Origin of the sequence: Photorhabdus sp. CRCIA-P01 (assembly GCF_003545805.1) — a bacterium.
GTDB lineage: Bacteria > Pseudomonadota > Gammaproteobacteria > Enterobacterales > Enterobacteriaceae > Photorhabdus > Photorhabdus antumapuensis.
Window position 1 is genome coordinate 33,758 of sequence record NZ_NMQR01000009.1, and the last position, 19,656, is coordinate 53,413.

At 40.6% G+C, this 19,656-nt stretch carries 16 protein-coding genes, 7 tRNA genes and 2 other RNA genes; 17 read left to right on the forward strand and 8 right to left on the reverse strand.

Going from position 1 to position 19,656, the window contains the following annotated elements:
• Positions 1 to 131: 131 nt before the first annotated feature.
• The 3 genes from ptsH to cysZ form a co-directional block, all read right to left on the reverse strand.
• Positions 132 to 389, reverse strand: coding sequence for a phosphocarrier protein Hpr (gene ptsH / locus D3222_RS08010; protein WP_021323875.1), 258 nt, complete (start codon positions 387 to 389; stop codon positions 132 to 134).
• A 551-nt stretch (positions 390 to 940) separates the two neighbouring features.
• On the reverse strand, positions 941 to 1,894 hold the full coding sequence (gene cysK, locus D3222_RS08015) for a cysteine synthase A (protein ID WP_118985692.1): 954 nt from the start codon (positions 1,892 to 1,894) through the stop codon (positions 941 to 943).
• A gap of 114 nt (positions 1,895 to 2,008) precedes the next feature.
• Entirely contained in the window at positions 2,009 to 2,779 is a 771-nt protein-coding gene (gene cysZ, locus D3222_RS08020) for a sulfate transporter CysZ (RefSeq protein ID WP_118985693.1), read from the reverse strand.
• Between the two features lie 220 nt (positions 2,780 to 2,999).
• Between cysZ and zipA the strand changes: the two genes are divergently transcribed.
• The 4 genes from zipA (at position 3,000) to D3222_RS08040 (ending at position 7,710) form a co-directional block, all read left to right on the forward strand.
• Positions 3,000 to 3,911: a cell division protein ZipA gene (gene zipA / locus D3222_RS08025; protein WP_118985694.1), complete on the forward strand. Its 912-nt coding sequence runs from the start codon at positions 3,000 to 3,002 to the stop codon at positions 3,909 to 3,911.
• A 61-nt stretch (positions 3,912 to 3,972) separates the two neighbouring features.
• Positions 3,973 to 5,991 (forward strand): NAD-dependent DNA ligase LigA, encoded by a 2,019-nt coding sequence (gene ligA, locus D3222_RS08030; protein WP_118985695.1) that lies wholly within the window; start codon positions 3,973 to 3,975, stop codon positions 5,989 to 5,991.
• A 235-nt stretch (positions 5,992 to 6,226) separates the two neighbouring features.
• Positions 6,227 to 7,411, forward strand: coding sequence for a NupC/NupG family nucleoside CNT transporter (locus D3222_RS08035; RefSeq protein WP_118985696.1), 1,185 nt, complete (start codon positions 6,227 to 6,229; stop codon positions 7,409 to 7,411).
• Between the two features lie 83 nt (positions 7,412 to 7,494).
• Entirely contained in the window at positions 7,495 to 7,710 is a 216-nt protein-coding gene (locus D3222_RS08040; protein WP_011145708.1) for a DUF3820 family protein, read from the forward strand.
• Between the two features lie 95 nt (positions 7,711 to 7,805).
• Here the strand turns inward: D3222_RS08040 and D3222_RS08045 are convergent.
• From D3222_RS08045 to gltX, 3 genes are all read right to left on the reverse strand, one after another.
• Positions 7,806 to 7,881, reverse strand: a tRNA-Ala gene (locus D3222_RS08045).
• A 57-nt stretch (positions 7,882 to 7,938) separates the two neighbouring features.
• Positions 7,939 to 8,014, reverse strand: a tRNA-Ala gene (locus D3222_RS08050).
• Positions 8,015 to 8,209: 195 nt separating this feature from the next.
• Positions 8,210 to 9,628, reverse strand: coding sequence for a glutamate--tRNA ligase (gltX, locus tag D3222_RS08055; RefSeq protein WP_118985697.1), 1,419 nt, complete (start codon positions 9,626 to 9,628; stop codon positions 8,210 to 8,212).
• 271 nt (positions 9,629 to 9,899) lie between these two features.
• Between gltX and D3222_RS08060 the strand changes: the two genes are divergently transcribed.
• From D3222_RS08060 to D3222_RS25005, 7 genes are all read left to right on the forward strand, one after another.
• A tRNA-Val gene (locus D3222_RS08060) sits at positions 9,900 to 9,975 on the forward strand.
• Positions 9,976 to 10,005: 30 nt separating this feature from the next.
• Positions 10,006 to 10,081 (forward strand) — tRNA-Val (locus D3222_RS08065).
• 45 nt (positions 10,082 to 10,126) lie between these two features.
• A tRNA-Val gene (locus D3222_RS08070) sits at positions 10,127 to 10,202 on the forward strand.
• A 43-nt stretch (positions 10,203 to 10,245) separates the two neighbouring features.
• Positions 10,246 to 10,321, forward strand: a tRNA-Lys gene (locus D3222_RS08075).
• 39 nt (positions 10,322 to 10,360) lie between these two features.
• Positions 10,361 to 10,436: transfer RNA gene (locus D3222_RS08080), tRNA-Lys, on the forward strand.
• A gap of 43 nt (positions 10,437 to 10,479) precedes the next feature.
• Positions 10,480 to 10,612: non-coding RNA, RtT sRNA (locus D3222_RS25000), on the forward strand.
• 43 nt (positions 10,613 to 10,655) lie between these two features.
• A non-coding RNA gene (locus tag D3222_RS25005) (RtT sRNA) lies at positions 10,656 to 10,788 on the forward strand.
• A gap of 223 nt (positions 10,789 to 11,011) precedes the next feature.
• Here D3222_RS25005 and dinQ read toward each other — a convergent pair.
• Positions 11,012 to 11,104, reverse strand: coding sequence for a damage-inducible type I toxin DinQ (dinQ, locus tag D3222_RS26545; protein WP_304598668.1), 93 nt, complete (start codon positions 11,102 to 11,104; stop codon positions 11,012 to 11,014).
• 784 nt (positions 11,105 to 11,888) lie between these two features.
• Between dinQ and glk the strand changes: the two genes are divergently transcribed.
• From glk to pgm, 3 genes are all read left to right on the forward strand, one after another.
• The gene (gene glk, locus D3222_RS08095; RefSeq protein ID WP_118985698.1) at positions 11,889 to 12,854 is read left to right on the forward strand and encodes a glucokinase; all 966 of its coding nucleotides are present in this window, start codon (positions 11,889 to 11,891) and stop codon (positions 12,852 to 12,854) included.
• 698 nt (positions 12,855 to 13,552) lie between these two features.
• Positions 13,553 to 14,080, forward strand: coding sequence for a replication initiation negative regulator SeqA (gene seqA, locus D3222_RS08100; RefSeq protein WP_118985699.1), 528 nt, complete (start codon positions 13,553 to 13,555; stop codon positions 14,078 to 14,080).
• A gap of 60 nt (positions 14,081 to 14,140) precedes the next feature.
• A complete protein-coding gene (gene pgm, locus D3222_RS08105) occupies positions 14,141 to 15,781 on the forward strand; it encodes a phosphoglucomutase (alpha-D-glucose-1,6-bisphosphate-dependent) (RefSeq protein WP_118985700.1) in 1,641 nt (546 codons plus the stop codon).
• Between the two features lie 62 nt (positions 15,782 to 15,843).
• Here the strand turns inward: pgm and D3222_RS08110 are convergent, their stop codons facing one another.
• A complete protein-coding gene (locus D3222_RS08110; protein WP_232832449.1) occupies positions 15,844 to 16,257 on the reverse strand; it encodes an EamA family transporter in 414 nt (137 codons plus the stop codon).
• 552 nt (positions 16,258 to 16,809) lie between these two features.
• On the opposite strand from D3222_RS08110, the gene D3222_RS08115 reads away from it, so the two are divergent.
• Genes D3222_RS08115 through D3222_RS08125 form a run of 3 tightly spaced genes read left to right on the forward strand, consistent with a single transcriptional unit; the run spans position 16,810 to position 19,592 of the window.
• Entirely contained in the window at positions 16,810 to 18,042 is a 1,233-nt protein-coding gene (locus D3222_RS08115; RefSeq protein ID WP_118985701.1) for an MFS transporter, read from the forward strand.
• Positions 18,008 to 18,403, forward strand: a complete 396-nt coding sequence (locus D3222_RS08120) for a ParB N-terminal domain-containing protein (protein ID WP_118985702.1) — start codon at positions 18,008 to 18,010, stop codon at positions 18,401 to 18,403. The genes D3222_RS08115 and D3222_RS08120 overlap by 35 nt, the downstream gene beginning before the upstream one ends.
• Positions 18,396 to 19,592, forward strand: a complete 1,197-nt coding sequence (locus tag D3222_RS08125; RefSeq protein ID WP_118985703.1) for a SidA/IucD/PvdA family monooxygenase — start codon at positions 18,396 to 18,398, stop codon at positions 19,590 to 19,592. Before D3222_RS08120 ends, D3222_RS08125 begins: the two co-directional genes overlap by 8 nt.
• Positions 19,593 to 19,656 lie beyond the last annotated feature (64 nt).

Consider the following 19,656-nt stretch of genomic DNA (forward strand, 5'->3'; position numbering starts at 1 on the left):
CTCACTCACCCCGGTCACATAGTTCGCTATGCTCCCAGGGATTCGCTCCCCTGCCGTCGCGATGCGTCTTGAAATCCATAGGGTATATTCACAATCTCTGAATCTTGACTGGCTTTGCGGTTAATGGAAAGTTATTCCAGTTCTGCCATCAACTTAACCAGATGCTCGATTGCTTTTTGCTCATCTTCACCTTCAGCAGAAATGGTCACTACAGTGCCTTGAGTGAGTCCCAAAGTTTGTAGCTTAAATAGGCTTTTGGCACTGGCAGTTTTACCACCGGAAGTCAGTGTAATGTCGGAGGAGAAACTTTTGGCTTCTTTAACAAACTGTGCGGCGGGACGGGTGTGTAGGCCATTTGGCGCAGTAATGGTGACTTCTTGCTGGAACATAACGTTTCCTCAATAACTTAGATTTTTGCTATGTAAGTTAAGAATCTGTCATGGACAAATTTTAACTTGAGTGTTTATTCACTGCCTATCCCATTTAAGACGATTTTATTTACCTAAAGAGCGAACTGAGTAATGTTCTGGTAAAAGCGAATAGCTCTTGAACGCTCTTTAGTACGACCCGTAAGTTCCGGGTCATGTGTTGTGCTGCCTGTATCACTTTTACTGGTAAGAATGAACAGCACTAACGACGTCTACTGAGATAGACTCTCAGGTTGATAGTGTAATAAAAATTTTTATTCATTATCAAAAAAATTGTTCTTTCCGATGCTTCTGATTGATAGTTTGAAGTAAAGATAGATCGCGGAACTACTTAACTGAAACTACTACTCCTGCTAATTAATTTCGAGCATCGAAATAATTATTATTGGTTAAATACTAGACCCATTGTAAGAAATCATCTGGCAAAGTGTAAAAGTTTGATCTACCACACAGAAAAAGCACCATTTAGGTGCTTTTTTATCAATAAATCTAAGTAACTTACTTAAAAACTTTTATTCATCAGACAAGTCAGTAAACAGTACACTGCTTAGATAGCGTTCACCTGATGAAGCCAGAATAACGACGATATTTTTATCTTTATATTCTGGCTCTTGAGAAAGTTTCACCGCTGCTGCAATGGTGGCGCCAGAGGAGATACCTGCCAGAATGCCCTCTTTTACCATAATTTCACGCGCGGTTTTAATCGCTTCCTCGTTGCTAATTTTGAAAACGCGATCAACCAATTTCAAATCAAGGTTATCTGGAATAAAACCCGCACCAATACCTTGAATCTTATGGGGGCCTGGTTTCACTTCTTCACCGGCCAGAGTCTGACTGATAACTGGCGAGTCTTCAGGTTCTACAGCAACTGCGGTAATATTTTTACCTTTGGTGTTTTTCAGGTAACGAGCAACGCCTGTTAATGTACCGCCAGTCCCTACACCGGCAACAAATACATCCACTTCACCGTCAGTGTCTTCCCAGATTTCCGGGCCTGTGGTTTTTTCATGGATTTCTGGGTTTGCCGGATTGCTAAACTGTTGCAGAATAATATAACGATCGGGATCGCTAGCTTTAATCTCGTTAGCTTTCTCAATGGCCCCCTTCATACCTTTAGCGCCTTCCGTCAGTACCAGTTGCGCTCCCAATGCTTTCAATAGCTTGCGGCGCTCAATACTCATGGTTTCTGGCATAGTCAGCGTTAATTTGTAGCCCCGAGCGGCGGCAACATAAGCAAGGGCTATCCCGGTATTACCGCTGGTAGGTTCTACCAACTCTTTCCCTGGTTGTAGGATACCGCGTTTTTCAGCATCCCAAATCATGTTGGAACCAATGCGACATTTTACACTAAAACTTGGGTTACGGGATTCTACTTTTGCCAGAATACGCCCATTGCCAAAGTGTTTTAGGCGAATTAACGGGGTACGACCAATAGTCAAAGAATTATCTTCGTAAATTTTACTCATACTCGTCTTTCAGCTCCTTTTAGTGATATCCGGTCAACAATACGCCAACAACCGGTTAATGGAAATATAACTTAAATATATTTTTATTGTCTAAAAGAATAACTTAAACGAATATCACGGCATAATACGAGGAGCGTGTTGATCTCGATAGCGATCGACCCACATTGCCGTTGCTGCGCATACGGCAATAGGCATAATCACCAAATTGACAAGGGGTATCATTGTTAAAATACTCACTGTTGCGCCAAATTGCAGATTAATTATTTTGTTTTGGCGAAGGGCACTACGCATTGTTGGAAAACTGACTTTGTGGTTATCAAAAGGGTAATCACAATACTGAATCGATAGCATCCAGGCACTGAAAATAAACCAGAGCACAGGTGCAACAGTCTGCCCGATAACAGGAATAAAATAGAGCAGCAATAAGACCAGAGCGCGTGGAATATAGTAGCACAGCTTGACTAATTCCCGTTTCAGGATACGTGGAACATCTTTGAAGAGTGCGATAACGCCGGTATCCGGTGCGGGGGTTCCTGTTAAATCCGCTTCCAGTTTCTCCGCTAGCAGACCATTGAATGGTGCCGCGATAAAATTCGCTATTGTGCTGAAGAAGTAAGTAAAAATCAGCAAAACAGAGATCACGGTCAGAGGCCATAAAATATAACTGAGCCATTGCATCCAATCCGGTACTTTGTTCACTATCCAAGGGATCCAATTCTCCAGTTTCTGGTAGAGCCACCAAAATGAACCACCGAGAAACAAAATATTTGCCAACAAAGGCAATAAGACAAATCTTTTAATGCCTGGGCGAGTCATTAATTTGCAACCTTGCACCAAATACTGAAAGCCGCTCAAATTTTTTGGCGATTTTGTCAAATTCAGCATACTTCCTATTCTCTCCTGTGTGATTGAAACGCTATCATATAGGCAGGATTTTCGACTGACTAGTATTGTTCTGTATAAAAAAAATGCAAAAGAAGCTTGTTAGGCATTTTTCTGATAAGAAAAGTGTGTATAAGCTTGCACTTGTGTTATTTGACAAATACAGTTAATACAGAAAATATTCCGCCGTGGTGGCATACTTAATTAAACAACAGAGATAGCAATGATGCAGGATTTGCGTCTGATATTAATCATTGTTGGTGCGATAGCAATAATAGCTTTGCTGCTACATGGGTTGTGGACCAGCCGTAAAGAGCGTTCTTCGCTTTTTCGTGATCGCCCAGTTAAACGTCATAAACATGATCGTCAGAATAGTTTTGTCGATGACAGTGATGATGAAGCGTCCGACAATCAGCAAAAGCCTTATGCCCATAAGCAGGTAAAATCTCATCAGGAGTATAAAGCTGAGTCAGTTATCGAGCGCCGTCAGCAAAAGTTGACTGGAATTGATGCTGTAATGCCTGAAGAAAGCGATGATCCGTTGCTGACGGGTCATCAGCCTGAGACGACAGCGAGAAAAGCCGTCGTAGAAGAGCAGGAACCCCAACTCGGTCTGTTTGAATTTGAAGAGCAGAATGAGTCTGAAAGAAACCAATCCGTGATTGAAGGAAAATCTCAGGAGGAGGTTGGCGAAAAAGAAGCTCAGACTAAAGCGAAAGAAATTGTTTTGGTTCTTCACGTAGCAGCGCACCACGGACAGGAGCTGAATGGTGAACCCTTGCTGCAAAGTATTCTACAATCTGGCTTCCAGTTTGGGGAAATGCAGATTTTTCACCGCCACGTGAACCCATCAGGTAGTGGCCCGATACTGTTTAGCCTGGCAAATATGGTGAAACCGGGCTCATTTAATCCTGAAATAATGGCTGATTTTACGACTCCAGGGGTTTCTATGTTTATGGTGGTCCCTTCTTACGGAGAATCTAGTCAGAATTTTAAACTGATGTTGCAGGCGGCCCAGCGTATTGCTTCTGATGTTGGGGGTGTGGTGCTTGATGATGAGCGAAAAATGCTGACACCGCAAAAAATTGAATTGTATAAGGCACGTATTCGCAGCACACTTGGTGTTCAGGTATAATCGATTTATCGAATGTTCAAGCCCCCGCCAGTCGGGGGCTTTTTATCGCTGGTTATAAGTCATGAAATCAACTGCTCAACAAATAGAAAAGCTCAGAACAACACTGCGTCATCATGAATATCTGTATCACGTCATGGATGCACCAGAGATCCCTGATGCGGAATATGATCGGTTAATGCAGGAATTGCAGGATCTTGAAGAACAATACCCTGAGTTGATTACATCGGATTCACCAACGCAGCGGATTGGAGCTGCTCCTCTGACGGCTTTTGAACAAGTCCGCCATGAAATTCCTATGTTGTCACTGGATAACGTATTTGATGAAGAGAGTTACCTGGCGTTTGATAAGCGGGTGCGTGACCGCTTGAAAGAGACCCTGGATTTAGCTGTGTGCTGTGAGCTGAAACTGGATGGTTTGGCGGTCAGCCTGTTGTATGAAAATGGTGAGTTGGTACGGGCTGCAACTCGTGGTGATGGTACAACAGGGGAAAATATTACATCAAATATACGGACTATCCGTGCAATTCCACTGCGTCTATTCGGCGAAAATATTCCAGCTCGTATTGAAATTCGCGGTGAAGTTTTCATGCCGCAAAAAGGGTTTGAGAAGCTGAACGAGGAAGCTCGCCGCACGGGTGCGAAAGTATTTGCTAACCCACGTAATGCGGCGGCTGGCTCTCTGCGTCAGCTCGATCCCCGTATTACGGCTAAACGTCCGTTGGCTTTCTTCTGTTATGGTGTTGGTGTATTGGAGGGGGGAGAATTACCGGCCAGTCACTACGAGCGACTGATACAGTTTAAGCAATGGGGATTGCCGGTCAGCGATAAAATTAAAGTTTGTACCAATAGTCAACAGGTTATTGATTTTTATCATGATATTGTAAACCAGCGTTCCGAGTTGGGGTTTGATATCGATGGTGTCGTTGTCAAAGTCAATTCGCTGGAATTGCAGGAAACATTAGGCTTTGTTGCCCGTGCGCCACGTTGGGCCACGGCATTCAAATTTCCTGCTCAGGAGCAAATGACGATTGTTCGTGATGTTGAGTTTCAGGTTGGTCGTACTGGCGCCATCACACCGGTAGCACGTTTGGAGCCAGTGCAGGTCTCTGGTGTAATTGTCAGTAATGCAACATTGCATAATGCGGATGAGATTGAACGTTTAGGTTTGCGGATTGGCGATACGGTTATTATCCGCCGTGCTGGTGATGTGATTCCACAAGTTGTCGGTGTTTTGGAAGACAGAAGGCCGCAGGACAGTAATGAAGTTGTTTTCCCTGAACATTGTCCGGTATGTGGAGCAGATATTGAAAAGATTGAAGGGGAAGCTGTCGCGCGTTGTACGGGGGGATTGGTGTGTGGTGCTCAGCGTAAAGAAGCACTTAGACATTTTGTTTCCCGTCGAGCGATGGATGTTGACGGCATGGGAGAAAAGATTATCGATCAGTTGGTGGATAAAGAGTATGTCGAAACCCCGGCAGATCTTTTCAGACTGACGGCAGGCAAGTTGACTGGGCTTGATCGCATGGGGCCGAAATCTGCCCAGAATGTGGTGGATGCGTTGGAAAAAGCGAAAAAAACCACCTTTGCCCATTTCCTTTATGCGTTGGGTATCCGTGAAGTTGGGGAAGCGACCGCTGCTAATTTGGCTGCTCATTTTGGCGAACTGGATAAATTACGTTCCGCTGATGAGGAAGCATTGAAAGAGGTTCAGGATGTTGGCGAAGTGGTGGCAAAACATGTTGTTAACTTCTTCAATGAACCTCATAACCAAACAGTCATTGACGATCTGATTGATAATATCGGTATCAACTGGGAACCGGTCGTCGTAACGAAAATTGAGAAGATTGACAGCCCATTTTCGGGTAAAACAGTTGTATTAACAGGTTCATTGCATCAATTATCCAGGGATGAAGCCAAAGCTAAACTTGTTGCACTGGGGGCAAAAGTGACGGGCAGCGTTTCTAAGAAAACAGATTTGGTGATTGCGGGTGAAGCCGCCGGTTCAAAGTTAGTTAAAGCTAATGAGTTAAATATTCCGGTTATTGATGAAAAAGAAATGATCCGTTTATTGGGTGAATAACTTTTTGTTTACATACTGATTATTGAGAGCTTTTCTCAATAATCAGTCATACGCTATAAGGTATTTATAAAGCTTATTTTATACGATTCAGCTAAAAATGTGATCAGGCCCATTAAGTAAAGGTTTACAGTAAGAATTATTTCAGTTTAATGTGATACTTATCCTCATTTGATCGCCTTTTATTACATAGAATGCATTTATAAGAGTTCGCTTTCTATCGTGTTTGGAGTGTGATATGTCTCAGATCCTGCATTTCTTTTTAGCTTTGATTGTCATTGGCGGCCTTGCTATTTTGGCCAGTAGTGACCGTAAAAGTATTCGTCCTCGCTATGTTATTCAATTGCTTGTTATTGAACTTATATTGGCTTGGTTTTTCCTGAATTCTGGTATTGGTCAGGAATTTGTCATGGGATTTGCTGGTTTGTTTGAGCATTTACTGAAATATGCGGGTGAAGGGACTGAATTCATTTTTGGCGGCATGATGGATGCGAAACTGGCATTCTTCTTTCTGAATGTATTGTGCCCGATTATCTTTATCTCTGCGCTGATTGGTATTTTGCAGCATATCAAACTATTGCCAATCATTATCCGCATTATTGGTACTCTGCTGTCTAAAGTCAACGGCATGGGTAAACTGGAATCATTTAACGCAGTCAGTTCTCTGATACTTGGGCAGTCTGAAAACTTTATTGCTTATAAAGATGTATTGGGAAAAATGTCTGAGCGTCGTATGTACACGATGGGTGCAACGGCAATGTCAACGGTTTCTATGTCAATCGTTGGTGCTTACATGACAATTTTAGCGCCTAAATATGTTGTAGCAGCATTGGTGCTTAATATGTTCAGTACTTTTATCATCCTATCATTGATTAATCCGTATGCTGTTGACAGTGAAGAAGATATTCAGATGAACAATCTTCACGAAGGCCAAAGTTTTTTCGAAATGCTAGGTGAATATATTTTGGCGGGTTTCAAAGTGGCGCTTATTGTCGCTGCTATGTTGATTGGTTTCATTGCCCTGATTGCGGCTGTTAATGCGTTGTTCAGCATGGTGTTTGAGAAGAGCTTCCAGGAAATGCTCGGCTATGTGTTTTATCCATTTGCTTGGGTGATTGGGATCCCCACAGATGAAGCATTGAAGGTTGGTAGCGTCATGGCAACCAAATTGGTTGCTAACGAATTTGTGGCAATGCACAGCTTACAATCAATTGCGACAGAACTCTCTCCTCGTTCACAGGGTATTTTGTCGGTATTCTTGGTTTCTTTTGCTAACTTCTCTTCCATTGGGATTGTGGCAGGTGCGATTAAAGGCTTGAATGAGAAACAGGGTAATGTTGTTTCGCGCTTTGGTTTGAAACTACTGTTTGGTTCAACGCTTGTCAGTTTCTTGTCTGCGGCTATTGCAGGTTTGGTACTGTAAAAGATAACGTTTTATCGTGGAATATTGCATCATGGATGGTGCGGTTTTCCTTTCACATATTTCTCTTTATAGACGTGCAAATGATGGAAAAAGAAAACCTGATAGAAATTGCTAATACTGCAATGCCGTTCGGTAAATACAAAGGGCGTATGCTCATTGACTTACCGGAAGAGTATTTATTGTGGTTCGCTCGTAAGGGTGAATTTCCACAAGGTAAATTGGGTGCGTTGATGGAGATGACTTTAGCAATAAAACTAGAGGGACTAGATTCGTTGGTGAAACCATTGAAAAAAGGTTAGCCAAGGTTTGTGTTCATTTTTCAAACGATGAGAGTGGTTAGATATGGTAATAGCCAAAAGGCCCTGAAAGCATGGCTTTCAGGGCCTGATAATTTTGGTGGAGCTAAGCGGGATCGAACCGCTGACCTCTTGCATGCCATGCAAGCGCTCTCCCAGCTGAGCTATAGCCCCACGAGTGTGGTATTTCCTAATTTTGGTACCAAACACCTTGTTTCAGTATAAAGGATTTGGTGGAGCTAAGCGGGATCGAACCGCTGACCTCTTGCATGCCATGCAAGCGCTCTCCCAGCTGAGCTATAGCCCCAATCAAAATTAATGGAACGGGGCGCATAATATGAAACCCTGCAAATACTGTCAACGGCTAACTTATCATTCTCACAACAAGCGTTGAAAAAGCCATCAATTTTATGATGAGTTAACGAAAATAGAGGTTGAGCAATGGGTTGAATTGATAACAAAAAGGCATCACCTGTGATAAGTGATGCCTTGGGTACATTAATTAGGATTGAATTTCACGTTGAACAATGAATTCCAACGCTTGATTGATACGGGATAATGTGCGGGTTTGCCCGATAGCATGAATAGTGACATCCACACCAGGGGATTGACCTGCACCGGTAGCAGCAACACGCAATGGCATACCAACTTTACCCATACCGACTTCTAGCTCATCAGCAGTGGATTGAATGGCATGATGAACATTTTCTGGTGTCCAATCAGTAATTGAAGCCAGCTTTGCATGGACGACTTCAAGGGGTTGACGGGCAACTGGGCGTAAATGTTTCTTCGCCGCATCGGCATCAAATTCAGCAAAATCTTCATAAAAGTAACGGCAGGACTCAGCCATCTCTTTCAGAGTCTTACAACGTTCGCCCAATAATTTAATCAGATCAACCAACTGTGGGCCACTACGGGTATCAATACCTTGTTGCTCAATATGCCATGCTAGATGAACGGCAACTTTCTCTGGAGGCAGGGTATTAATATAGTGATGGTTCAGCCATTGCAGTTTTTCTGTATTGAATGCGCTGGCGGATTTATTGATAGCATCCAGGCTGAACAGTTCTGTCATTTCTTCAATGCTGAAAATTTCTTGATCACCGTGCGACCAACCCAAACGAACCAGATAATTCAGCAGTGCTTCTGGCAGGTAGCCATCATCACGGTATTGCATAACGCTCACTGCACCGTGACGTTTGGACAATTTTTTACCGTCATCACCTAGGATCATAGAAACGTGTGCATATTCTGGCACGGGAGCGCCTAGTGCTTTCAGAATATTAATTTGGCGAGGTGTATTATTGATATGGTCTTCACCGCGGATGACATGGGTGATTTCCATATCCCAGTCATCGATAACAACACAGAAATTATACGTTGGTGAGCCATCGGTACGACGGATAATCAGATCATCAAGTTCCTGATTATTGAATTCAATTGGGCCCCGGATACGATCATTAAAAACAACAGAACCTTCCTGTGGATTGCGGAACCGGACGACATGGGGTTGAGCTGGGTAATGTTGACATGGATTATCACGGCAATGGCCGTCATAACGCGGTTTCTCGCCATTTGCCATTTGAGTTTCCCGCAACTCTTCCAGATGTTCTTTAGAACAATAGCAGCGATAGGCACTCCCTTGTTCTAGCATTTGATCAATTGCCTGATTATAACGATCAAAACGTTTCGTCTGATAATAAGGGCCTTCATCCCAATTCAGATTTAACCAGCTCATACCGTCCATAATGGCATTGATAGCTTCCTGAGTTGAGCGTTCAAGGTCAGTATCTTCGATACGCAATACAAATTCGCCTTTGTTATGGCGGCTATATAACCAGGAATAAAGTGCGGTACGAGCACCGCCAACATGGAGATAGCCAGTTGGGCTTGGTGCGAAACGGGTTTTGATTTTACTCATTGGGGATTGCCTTAATTACGTTTCACTTTTCAATGAACGTTATCGGTGATTTAAAGTAATAAAAGTGGGGGGTTATTTTATCACTGCCCCTTAATTCCTCAATGCTGTTAACGGGAAGTTGTTGAGAAAAGTCAGCGTATTTGTCTAAACTGTACCCTATAGTGATGATAATTATCTCTCCCTTGTTTAATTTTGAGACGAACGATATTTTTCTCTAGAAAAAGCGTTGACTCACTCTGAACTATCCCTATAATGCGACTCCATCACGACGGGGCGATTAGCTCAGTTGGTAGAGCATCTCCCTTACAAGGAGGGGGTCATCAGTTCGAATCTGGTATCGCCCACCATCTCGTTGTGATAAAAATGATTTTATGATTGGGCGATTAGCTCAGTTGGTAGAGCATCTCCCTTACAAGGAGGGGGTCATCAGTTCGAATCTGGTATCGCCCACCAATCATAAATTCAGTGGTATAGAAGCAGTAATAATCATCATGAAGTGGGCGATTAGCTCAGTTGGTAGAGCATCTCCCTTACAAGGAGGGGGTCATCAGTTCGAATCTGGTATCGCCCACCACTTCATTAAGATTGTTTCAGGCGGTATCACGTATCTTTGGTGTGGGTCGTTAGCTCAGTCGGTAGAGCAGTTGACTTTTAATCAATTGGTCGCAGGTTCGAATCCTGCACGACCCACCACTCAAAAAGACACGATTAGGATAATCTAATCATACAGATGGGTCGTTAGCTCAGTCGGTAGAGCAGTTGACTTTTAATCAATTGGTCGCAGGTTCGAATCCTGCACGACCCACCACCTCAGAAGACAGAATCAGATAATCCCTCTTAAGATGAATCGTTAACTCAGTCGGTAGAGCAGTTGACTTTTAATCAATTGGCCGTAGGTTCGAGCCGAGCGAAGCGAGACAACAGCGCGTGAGCGCTGGCCCGAAGGGCGAGGCCGTAGGCCGAGTCATCCTGCACGACCCACCACCTCAGAAGACAGAATCAGATAAGCCCTCTTAAGATGAATCGTTAACTCAGTCGGTAGAGCAGTTGACTTTTAATCAATTGGTCGCAGGTTCGAGCCGAGCGAAGCGAGACAACAGCGCGTGAGCGCTGGCCCGAAGGGCGAGGCCGTAGGCCGAGTCATCCTGCACGACCCACCACTTCAGAAGACAGAATCAGATAATCCCCCTTAAGATGAATCGTTAACTCAGTTGCAGACAGATTGAATTTCAATCAATTTGTGTTTGATTGATAATTGCTCTTTGTGCATCTGATTGTAGTTTTATAGGAGTAATTAATTGAAAAATAAATAATTATCCTATGGCATGAATATTAAAGGCCACCGGGTGGTTAATCCGATGGCCTTAGCTACGTTTCCGTTATCTATTTCAGAAATGCGCGGATCAATTCTAAAAGCGCAACTAACGCTTTGAGAACGATGATTGCAGTATCAATAAAGGTTTTGAATGCTTTCATCCGTTTTGCTCCTATTAGGGAGCGCGATTTACCCAACCATTGCCTTTACACTGCCTGTCCGGTTGGTTCTCATCAATGTTAGCTGAAGAGTAACGCGCTCTGACTGAGGCACTGAATCAGCACCATCTGTACTTCAGTCAGGGCTTAAGAAAACTTGCGTAGTAGATACACGGTCAGAACGCTATCCCTAAACTAACAGCCGTTGATTATAAGTTTATTTTGGCATGATTCAATGGATTAGAACATGAATAGATAAAAACAAAAAAACCAACTGGTGAGGTTGGTTTTTTTGCATTTACCCTTAAATAGTAGGGTGATTTGTCTTTAATGCTATTCGCAAGGTTGGTAGCCTCGGTTTTAGCGCGTTACTCTTCAACTAACATAGTTAGTCTACCCCCTAAAGCATAAAATATCAACATGAGGGGACTCATACTAAATTGACGGTATTATCATGATGAAAAACAATCATATATATAAAATTCTATGTTTTTATTAAAAAATAGAATAATATTTCTGTTCCAGTCCATCAGATTTACAAGTCGAATTTCTGATAGCGTTGACTTGAAGGGCGAGGCCGTAGGCCGAGTCATCCTGCACGACCCACCACCTCAGAAGACAAAATTCAAATAATCTCTGTAGATAAACTGCTAACTTGGTTGCTAGATACAGTTAACTTTCAATTAACTGCTTGCAAGTGATTCACTGTTAAACGATCTATACCAATAAAGCCGGATGGGATAAGCTTTACCTAATTGTTGTACTAGTTAATTATTAGGATATAAAAATGAACCTCTATGGATTAGTTGCTGATATTGGCGGCACCAATGCTAGATTAGCACTTTGCAATTTGGAAAATGGGGCTATTGATCGAATTGAAACATATAGTGCAAAACAACACACCGGGTTAGAGTCTATTATTAGTCACTATTTGGCGGAGCAAAAAGCAGTAGTGACTTATGCATGTATCGCTATTGCTTGTCCGATAAATGGTGATTGGGTAGAAATGACCAATCACCAATGGGCGTTTTCTATTAGTGAGCTGAAGCAGACACTTGGGCTAGAAAAATTAGATGTGATCAATGATTTCACGGCTGTATCTATGGCTATTCCGATGCTGACAGAAGAACACAAAGTTCAGTTGGGTGAAGGAGAAGCGGTTAAGGATAAACCGATAGCGGTTTACGGTGCAGGGACTGGCCTTGGTGTCGCTCATTTGATCAAGGTGGACAAACAATGGGTAAGTTTACCGGGTGAAGGTGGTCATGTGGATTTTGCAGCGAATAGTGAAGAACAAGATGCAATATTGGCTGTTTTACGTCGTAAACTTGGACATGTTTCGGTAGAAAGAATCTTGTCCGGTAGTGGGTTGGTAAACCTTTATCAGGCTATTGCCATTTTGGATCATCGTCAGCCAGAAGATTTAGAACCAGAAACAGTGACGCAACGAGCGTTGGATGAAAGTTGCCAATATTGCCATCGTGCTCTGACACTATTTTGTGAAATCATGGGGCGATTTGGCGGAAATTTGGCGCTAAATATGGGGACTTTTGGTGGTGTGTATATCGCTGGTGGCATAGTGCCGCGGTTTCTTGATTTCTTTAAGCAATCGAACTTTTTTCATGGATTTGAAGATAAAGGGCGCTTTAAACCGTTAGTACAACAGATTCCTGTTTATTTGATTACTCATCCCCAACCAGGATTATTAGGTTCAGGTACCTATTTACGGCAACAGCTTTCACTTATTGATTAAATTATAAAGGCAGATATATATTTCAAAATTAATGATTGTATCTATCTGCCTGGAATTTTTTAAAATGTCACTATTGCAACTATATATTAATATTAAAATCTATGAAAAATTCATTTTATTTTTAAGTGTTAATGGTTTTATTTATACGGAATCGAGATTTAAAGAATAGATATAATTATTTATTCAATTAATTGGTGAAATTATTATCTCTATAATTAAAATTGAAAACAGGATATAAAGTTTTAGTTTAAAATCTTAATCCTATAAAATGGAATAATAATGATGTTGCTAATTTTTTTCATATAATTTATATGGTTACGATTTATCTTGGTAAATCGTGAATATTATATGTAAATACTTCCCATTCGCTGCTTAATCTCCCTTGATTGAATTTATTATCGGCAATATTGCAACCAAGTTTTATCATTATTGGGGTGTGATATCAGAATAAATTATTATGTGATTATCAACGCCTAAATAGATGGTATTAGAAGATCGATACGACATTTGATAATGAGATTTATATTCACAATATTTATGTAACTAATTGATTTATTTTAGATGAAAAGCGGATATTTTATTATGCTGTTTTTCATGGTTAAATACTTTTAAGTTATTGAAATTTTAATTGTTTTGTTTTCTCTTTTTATACTTTATAATCTGTCTAAATTTTTTATTTAGAACAGTACTGGATAGAAATGAAAACGATAGAAGTTGATGAAGACCTTTACCGCTATATTGCCAGCCATACACAACATATTGGTGAAAGTGCATCTGATATTTTACGGCGAATGCTAAAATTTAACGCCGAGCAGCCAGTACAACAAAATGTACAGCCTCTCAGTGCCGTGGAGAAAGCGCCAGTAGCCCGCCCGCGTGATTCTGTCCGTGTGATACGTGAATTGTTACTTTCAGATGACTATTCTGACAAGAAAAAATCTGTTGAGCGTTTTATGTTGATCTTATCTACGTTATACAGCTTGAACAGTGAAAGTTTTTCCCAGACGACTGATGCTATGCACGGCCGCACCCGTGTTTATTTTGCTGGTAATCAACAGACATTGCTCGCCAGTGGTAAACAGACTAAACCTCGCCACATTCCGGGCACACCTTTTTGGGTAATTACTAACACCAATACTGACCGTAAGCGTAATATGGTTGAGCAAATTATGCAGGATATGAAATTCTCAGCCAATTTTATCGACAAGGTGTGTGGCACAATTTAACTGATTAAGGCTGTGCTGACGACAAAGTACAGTGCAGCTTTTGTCCAGGGGAGATTTAAAGTGGTAAATCATCCGCGTGCGGGACAGATTGCCCGCCAAAGTGATCTGATAAATGTAGCGCAACTTACATCACAGTATTACACCTTACATCCTCAGCCGGAAAACTCAGAGCATAAGGTTAAATTTGGTACATCCGGTCATCGTGGCAGTTCTCAGCGTCACAGTTTTAATGAAGCGCACATTCTGGCAATTACTCAGGCTGTTGCAGAAGTTCGCAAGCAGCGGCGAATCAATGGCCCTTGTTATGTGGGTAAAGATACCCATGCTTTATCAGAAGCGGCATTTATTTCCGTATTGGAAGTCTTGACGGCTAACAACGTCAATGTGATTGTGCAGGAAAATAATGGATTTACGCCAACACCTGCGATTTCTCATGCCATCCTTTGTTATAACCGCTTGGGGAAAGCATTGGCTGACGGGATTGTTATTACCCCTTCCCATAATCCACCTGAAGATGGGGGGATTAAATATAATCCACCTGATGGTGGCCCCGCAGATACGGATTTGACCGCAATTGTAGAACGTCGTGCCAATGAGTTGCTCGCAGAAGGTCTGAAAGGTGTTAAACGTTTGCCATTTGTTCAAGTATTGAACAGCGAATATTTGCATCCGCAGGATTTAGTTGAGCCGTATGTTAGTGCGTTGGGTGATGTGATTGATATGGCTGCTATCCAGCAGGCTGGGCTGAAAATCGGTATTGATCCCTTGGGTGGTTCTGGCATTGCGTTCTGGCAGCGTATCGGTGAGCGTTACAATTTGGATCTGACGTTGGTTAATGATCAAGTTGATCAGACATTCCGTTTTATGCACTTGGATCATGATGGCGTCATTCGCATGGATTGCTCGTCCCCTTGGGCAATGGCGGGTTTGTTAGCCATGCGCGATAAGTTTGATTTGGCTTTTGCAAACGATCCTGATTATGACCGCCACGGTATTGTCACTCCTGCCGGTTTGATGAATCCGAACCACTATCTGGCAACCGCGATAAATTACCTATTCCGCCATCGTCCACAATGGTCAGAAAGTGTTGCGGTAGGTAAGACTTTGGTGTCCAGTGCCATGATTGATCGGGTCGTTGCCGATCTTGGTCGTGAATTGGTGGAAGTACCCGTGGGTTTTAAGTGGTTTGTTGATGGACTACACAAAGGTGAGTTGGGCTTTGGTGGAGAGGAGAGTGCGGGGGCTTCTTTCCTGCGTTTTGATGGTACGCCGTGGTCTACAGATAAAGATGGGATTATTTTGTGTTTGCTGGCGGCAGAAATGACCGCAGTGACAGGGGAAAATCCGCAGCAGCATTACAATAAGTTGGCCGCCCGCTTCGGGACACCAAGCTACAGCCGTATTCAGGCGCCGGCAACTTATCAGCAGAAAGCATTATTAGCCAAATTATCACCAGAAATGGTGAAAGCAGATAAGCTTGCAGGTGATCCAATCACCGCCCGGTTGACAAAAGCTTCTGGTAACGGAGCGTCAATAGGCGGTTTAAAAGTGATAACAGAAAATGGCTGGTTTGCTGCTCGCCCATCGGGGACAGAAGAAGCCTACAAAATTTATTGTGAAAGTCTCCTTGGCCCTGAGCATCGGGAGAAAATTGAGCAGGAAGCACTGGATATTGTTAACCAGGTTTTTACCACCGGTTGATCTTTTTGACCGATTAAAAAGAATCCGCAATGGCGATAATGGCTTTTGCGGATTTTTTATTTTCATCCCAAAGCAACCATTAATGCACCGACAGTAATCAATGCAACACCACCTGCGGCCATCAGTGATATTTTTTCACCGAATAAGATAACGGCCAAGATGACAGCAAACACGACACTCAGTTTATCAATCGAGGCAACCTGAGAAACATTGCCGTTTTTAATTGCCAGAAAGTAAAACAGCCATGACAATGCTCCCGCCACACCGCTTAAAACGATAAAAAGCAACGCCTTGCGGTTTACCAGTATTTCACTAACCAGATTTAATTTTCCCTGCACGACAACAACGCCGACAAGAAACAACGCCATAATGACTGCGCGTATCGCTGTTGCTATGTTGGCATCAAGATTTTGCAAACCGATTTTCCCGAAGATAGCGACTAAAGCGGCAGTAAACGCTGATAATGAGGCATGGATAAGCTAAGAACTCATCGCGAATAAATCCTGTTGTTAGTATCAAATGAGTTGAGATGATAAGACAGTTCTCTCTGTTTGAATATACCATTGCTTTCATTAAAGAAATTAAAGAATAAACTCATTACTAATCCCAGTTTTAGTTAGTGAATATTTTGGGCCCGTGAAATAGTTTTCAGTTGATTGATGATTATTTGAATAGATAAAGATTGAACAAAAAGATTTTTATCTGAGATTAAGGGCCCTTTTTACCTGTGTTTTTACCTGTTAAAGTGTAAAGCACTTATGTCATTATGTTGATCACTAACATCACGAAAATTTGATCTACGCTTAACATGCAACAAAAATGTCATATTTTGTTTGCAATTAATATCTGTTTTGATAATATATTAACAATACATTATATATCATTGAATTTACTTTATCGTACAGATCATCCTAGTTCTTGCTTCTACATTTGACTTTTGTAGAGGCAGGTGGATTTTATGCACTCTCATAAGTATTTTAAATACCTGGTTTAAAAGATACCAATATAAATAATATAAGAAAATAACAATGAAAAATTTTTCTCTTAATAGTTATACATCCATACCGGCATGTATATGGGGTCTATTTCTTGGGACTTTTGTAACAAGATCAACATCAATGATGGTATGGCCTTTTATTTCCATCATACTATATACAAAATTCCATTTTACTGCATCGATGATTGGATTAGTTCTCTCTTTATCCATTGCGATTTCATCAATATTAAGTTTTTATGCTGGTTACTTCTCTGATAAAGTCGGCCGGGCTAAGATAATTGTCATTGGATGTCTTATATCTTCATTGGCATATTTAATATTATGGTTATCTGAGCATCAGTCTGGTTTTATTATTGGCACTTTATTAGCGAATATTTCCTGGGCGCTTGTGAATAATCCAATAAAAGCAGTTATCGGTGATATTATCGAGGAAAAACAGGTAAGAGAAAATGCCATGTACTTAAGGTATTTATTTCTTAATGCGGGTGCGGTAGTCGGGCCTTATTTAGGAATAAAATTAAGTCTGGATATTAATTCTATCTCTTTTCTGATTGTTTCGATATCCTATGTCATTTTTATGATCCCTGTTTATTTATTTAGTAAGAAAATAAAAATAAATTCAATAAATAATGATGACTTTAAAGGAACGATAAAGATTTTATTGAATGATCGGGTGTTTTTAATGTTGGTCATAAATAATATTCTCATGATGTTTATTTTTGGCCATTTCGATTCAACTTTGCCACAATTAATTACTTCATTAGGGTTTAATGGGTATGCTGAGTTTATTGCTTCGCTTATTATGTTACATGCGATAACCATTGTCGTTATGCAGTTACCGTTTTCCATGTTAACGCAAAACATGGAGTTAGAAACGAAAATAAATATAGGGGCTGTATTACTCATTTTATCTGAATTAATGTTCTTTATCTCATTCAAGTATTATGATGTTTATTTATTATGGTATATAGCCGCGTTTACCATGAGTATCAGTCAAACTATTTTGTTTCCATGTGTGAATGTTTTTATTGATCGTTTGGCACCAAATGATTTACGTGGTGCGTATTTTGGTGCAGCGTCACTTTATAGTATTGGTTTTTCTATATCGCCATTGGTTGGTGGTGCTGTTATCCAATTCTTTGATGGTGGAGTGTTATTTCAATTATTAGCGATATTAAGTGTATTAATGTTGGTAATTTTCTATCGGATGTTTAAACTAAGGGATAAACATGAAATTAATATTAGAAGAAGTCTCAAATCTTAGACCAACCGAATTATATTGTCCTGTTCGTGTTGAGCAGTTAATAGAGAAAGTTAAACTTGAAGGTTTTTGGACTCAACCAATCTGGATTGATGAAGCAACGAATATCGTTATTGATGGTCATCATAGACTTGAATTAGCCAAAACACTAAAATTAAGTTGTATTCCTTGTCTGGCATTTGATTATGAGAAGGAGTTGTTGGTTTATTCCCGCAATGAGGATAAAACAATTAGTCATATTGATGTTATTAAGGCGGGTTTGGATGGGCAACCTCTTGGTTATAAACAGACTCGTCATGAGTTTGCCGGAAATGTTATTGAAATACAAATTTCGTTAAAAATGTTAGGGTTTGTCAATGAATAAGCAATTTTATGATGTGGTAATGTGTGGTGCAGGGCCTGCGAATATTTCATTAATCCCAGATTTATTAAAGGATGAAGCCATAAAAAATTGTCTGATTTTAGAAAAAACAGAGATGGTTGGTTCTGGCGCATTAAAGAAATATAAAATTACCGCGAACTCTTTAGGTAGTGTATTTTTAGAGAAATTTGACGGTTGTGATGATGAACTTAGTCAATATATAAGATCAGCATCAGAGTGGGAACATTTTAGTGCCAATAAAGATAAGCCAGTTGAATTGAGGTTTGTCGGCCAATATTTGGAGAGAATTGCACGCTTTATTCAGGAAAACAAATATGGTGATCGGTTTGATGTTTTGACTGATGCGGAAGTAAAAAAAATTAAGCAGAATGAAGAGGGTGACTATGATATAACTTATCATAAAAATAATGAAGATTATATTGTATCAGCGCGAAAAGTACTGTTTAATATAGGCGGAAGTCCAAACAAATCCAGGTTATTACATAATAGCAAGAATATTACATCAGGTGATTTCATTAAAGGTTTCTATGATGATGTCATTAATAAAGGCAGTGTAAAAAGTATATCCATATTGGGTTCGTCACACAGTTCTGTTTCTTGTTTGATTAGGCTTGTTGAACAATTAGAATTTGCAGGAAAAATAAATGTCTTCGTGAATAAAGATTTCAAGTTGTTTTTCGATTCACCTTCAAGTGCGGAATCTTATGGCTATGATTTCACACAGGAAGATATTTGTCCTTTAAGTAACCGAGTTAATAGATATTCAGGTTTAAGATATGATTCTTTTGCTTTTGCACAAGAACTTAAAGAAAGAAAATATAAAAACATTTCCATCTTGAATATTTCAGAAATTTCCGATGATGAAGTTATTAAGCTCATTAATCGTGATGATTTACTTATTCATTGTACTGGTTATCATTCTAAACTTGTTGAAATAGTTAATGAAAATAATGTTCCTATTGAATTTAAAAGTGATAGATATGGTTTGCTAACTAATGAAAAATTAAGTCCTATATCGACGTCAGATGAAGTGCTTAATAATTTTCACGCATTCGGTCTGGGATCTGGTGTAAAGACGGGTGGTGAAAATGGTGGAGAGGCAAGTTTTCATGGAAGAATTGACGGGGTTTGGGTATATCAGCATGTTATATATGACATCGTATTTAATTGATATTTAATTCAATATCAATTTTATATTATTAACGGACTACATTTTAGGTTAATTCCTATTTAAC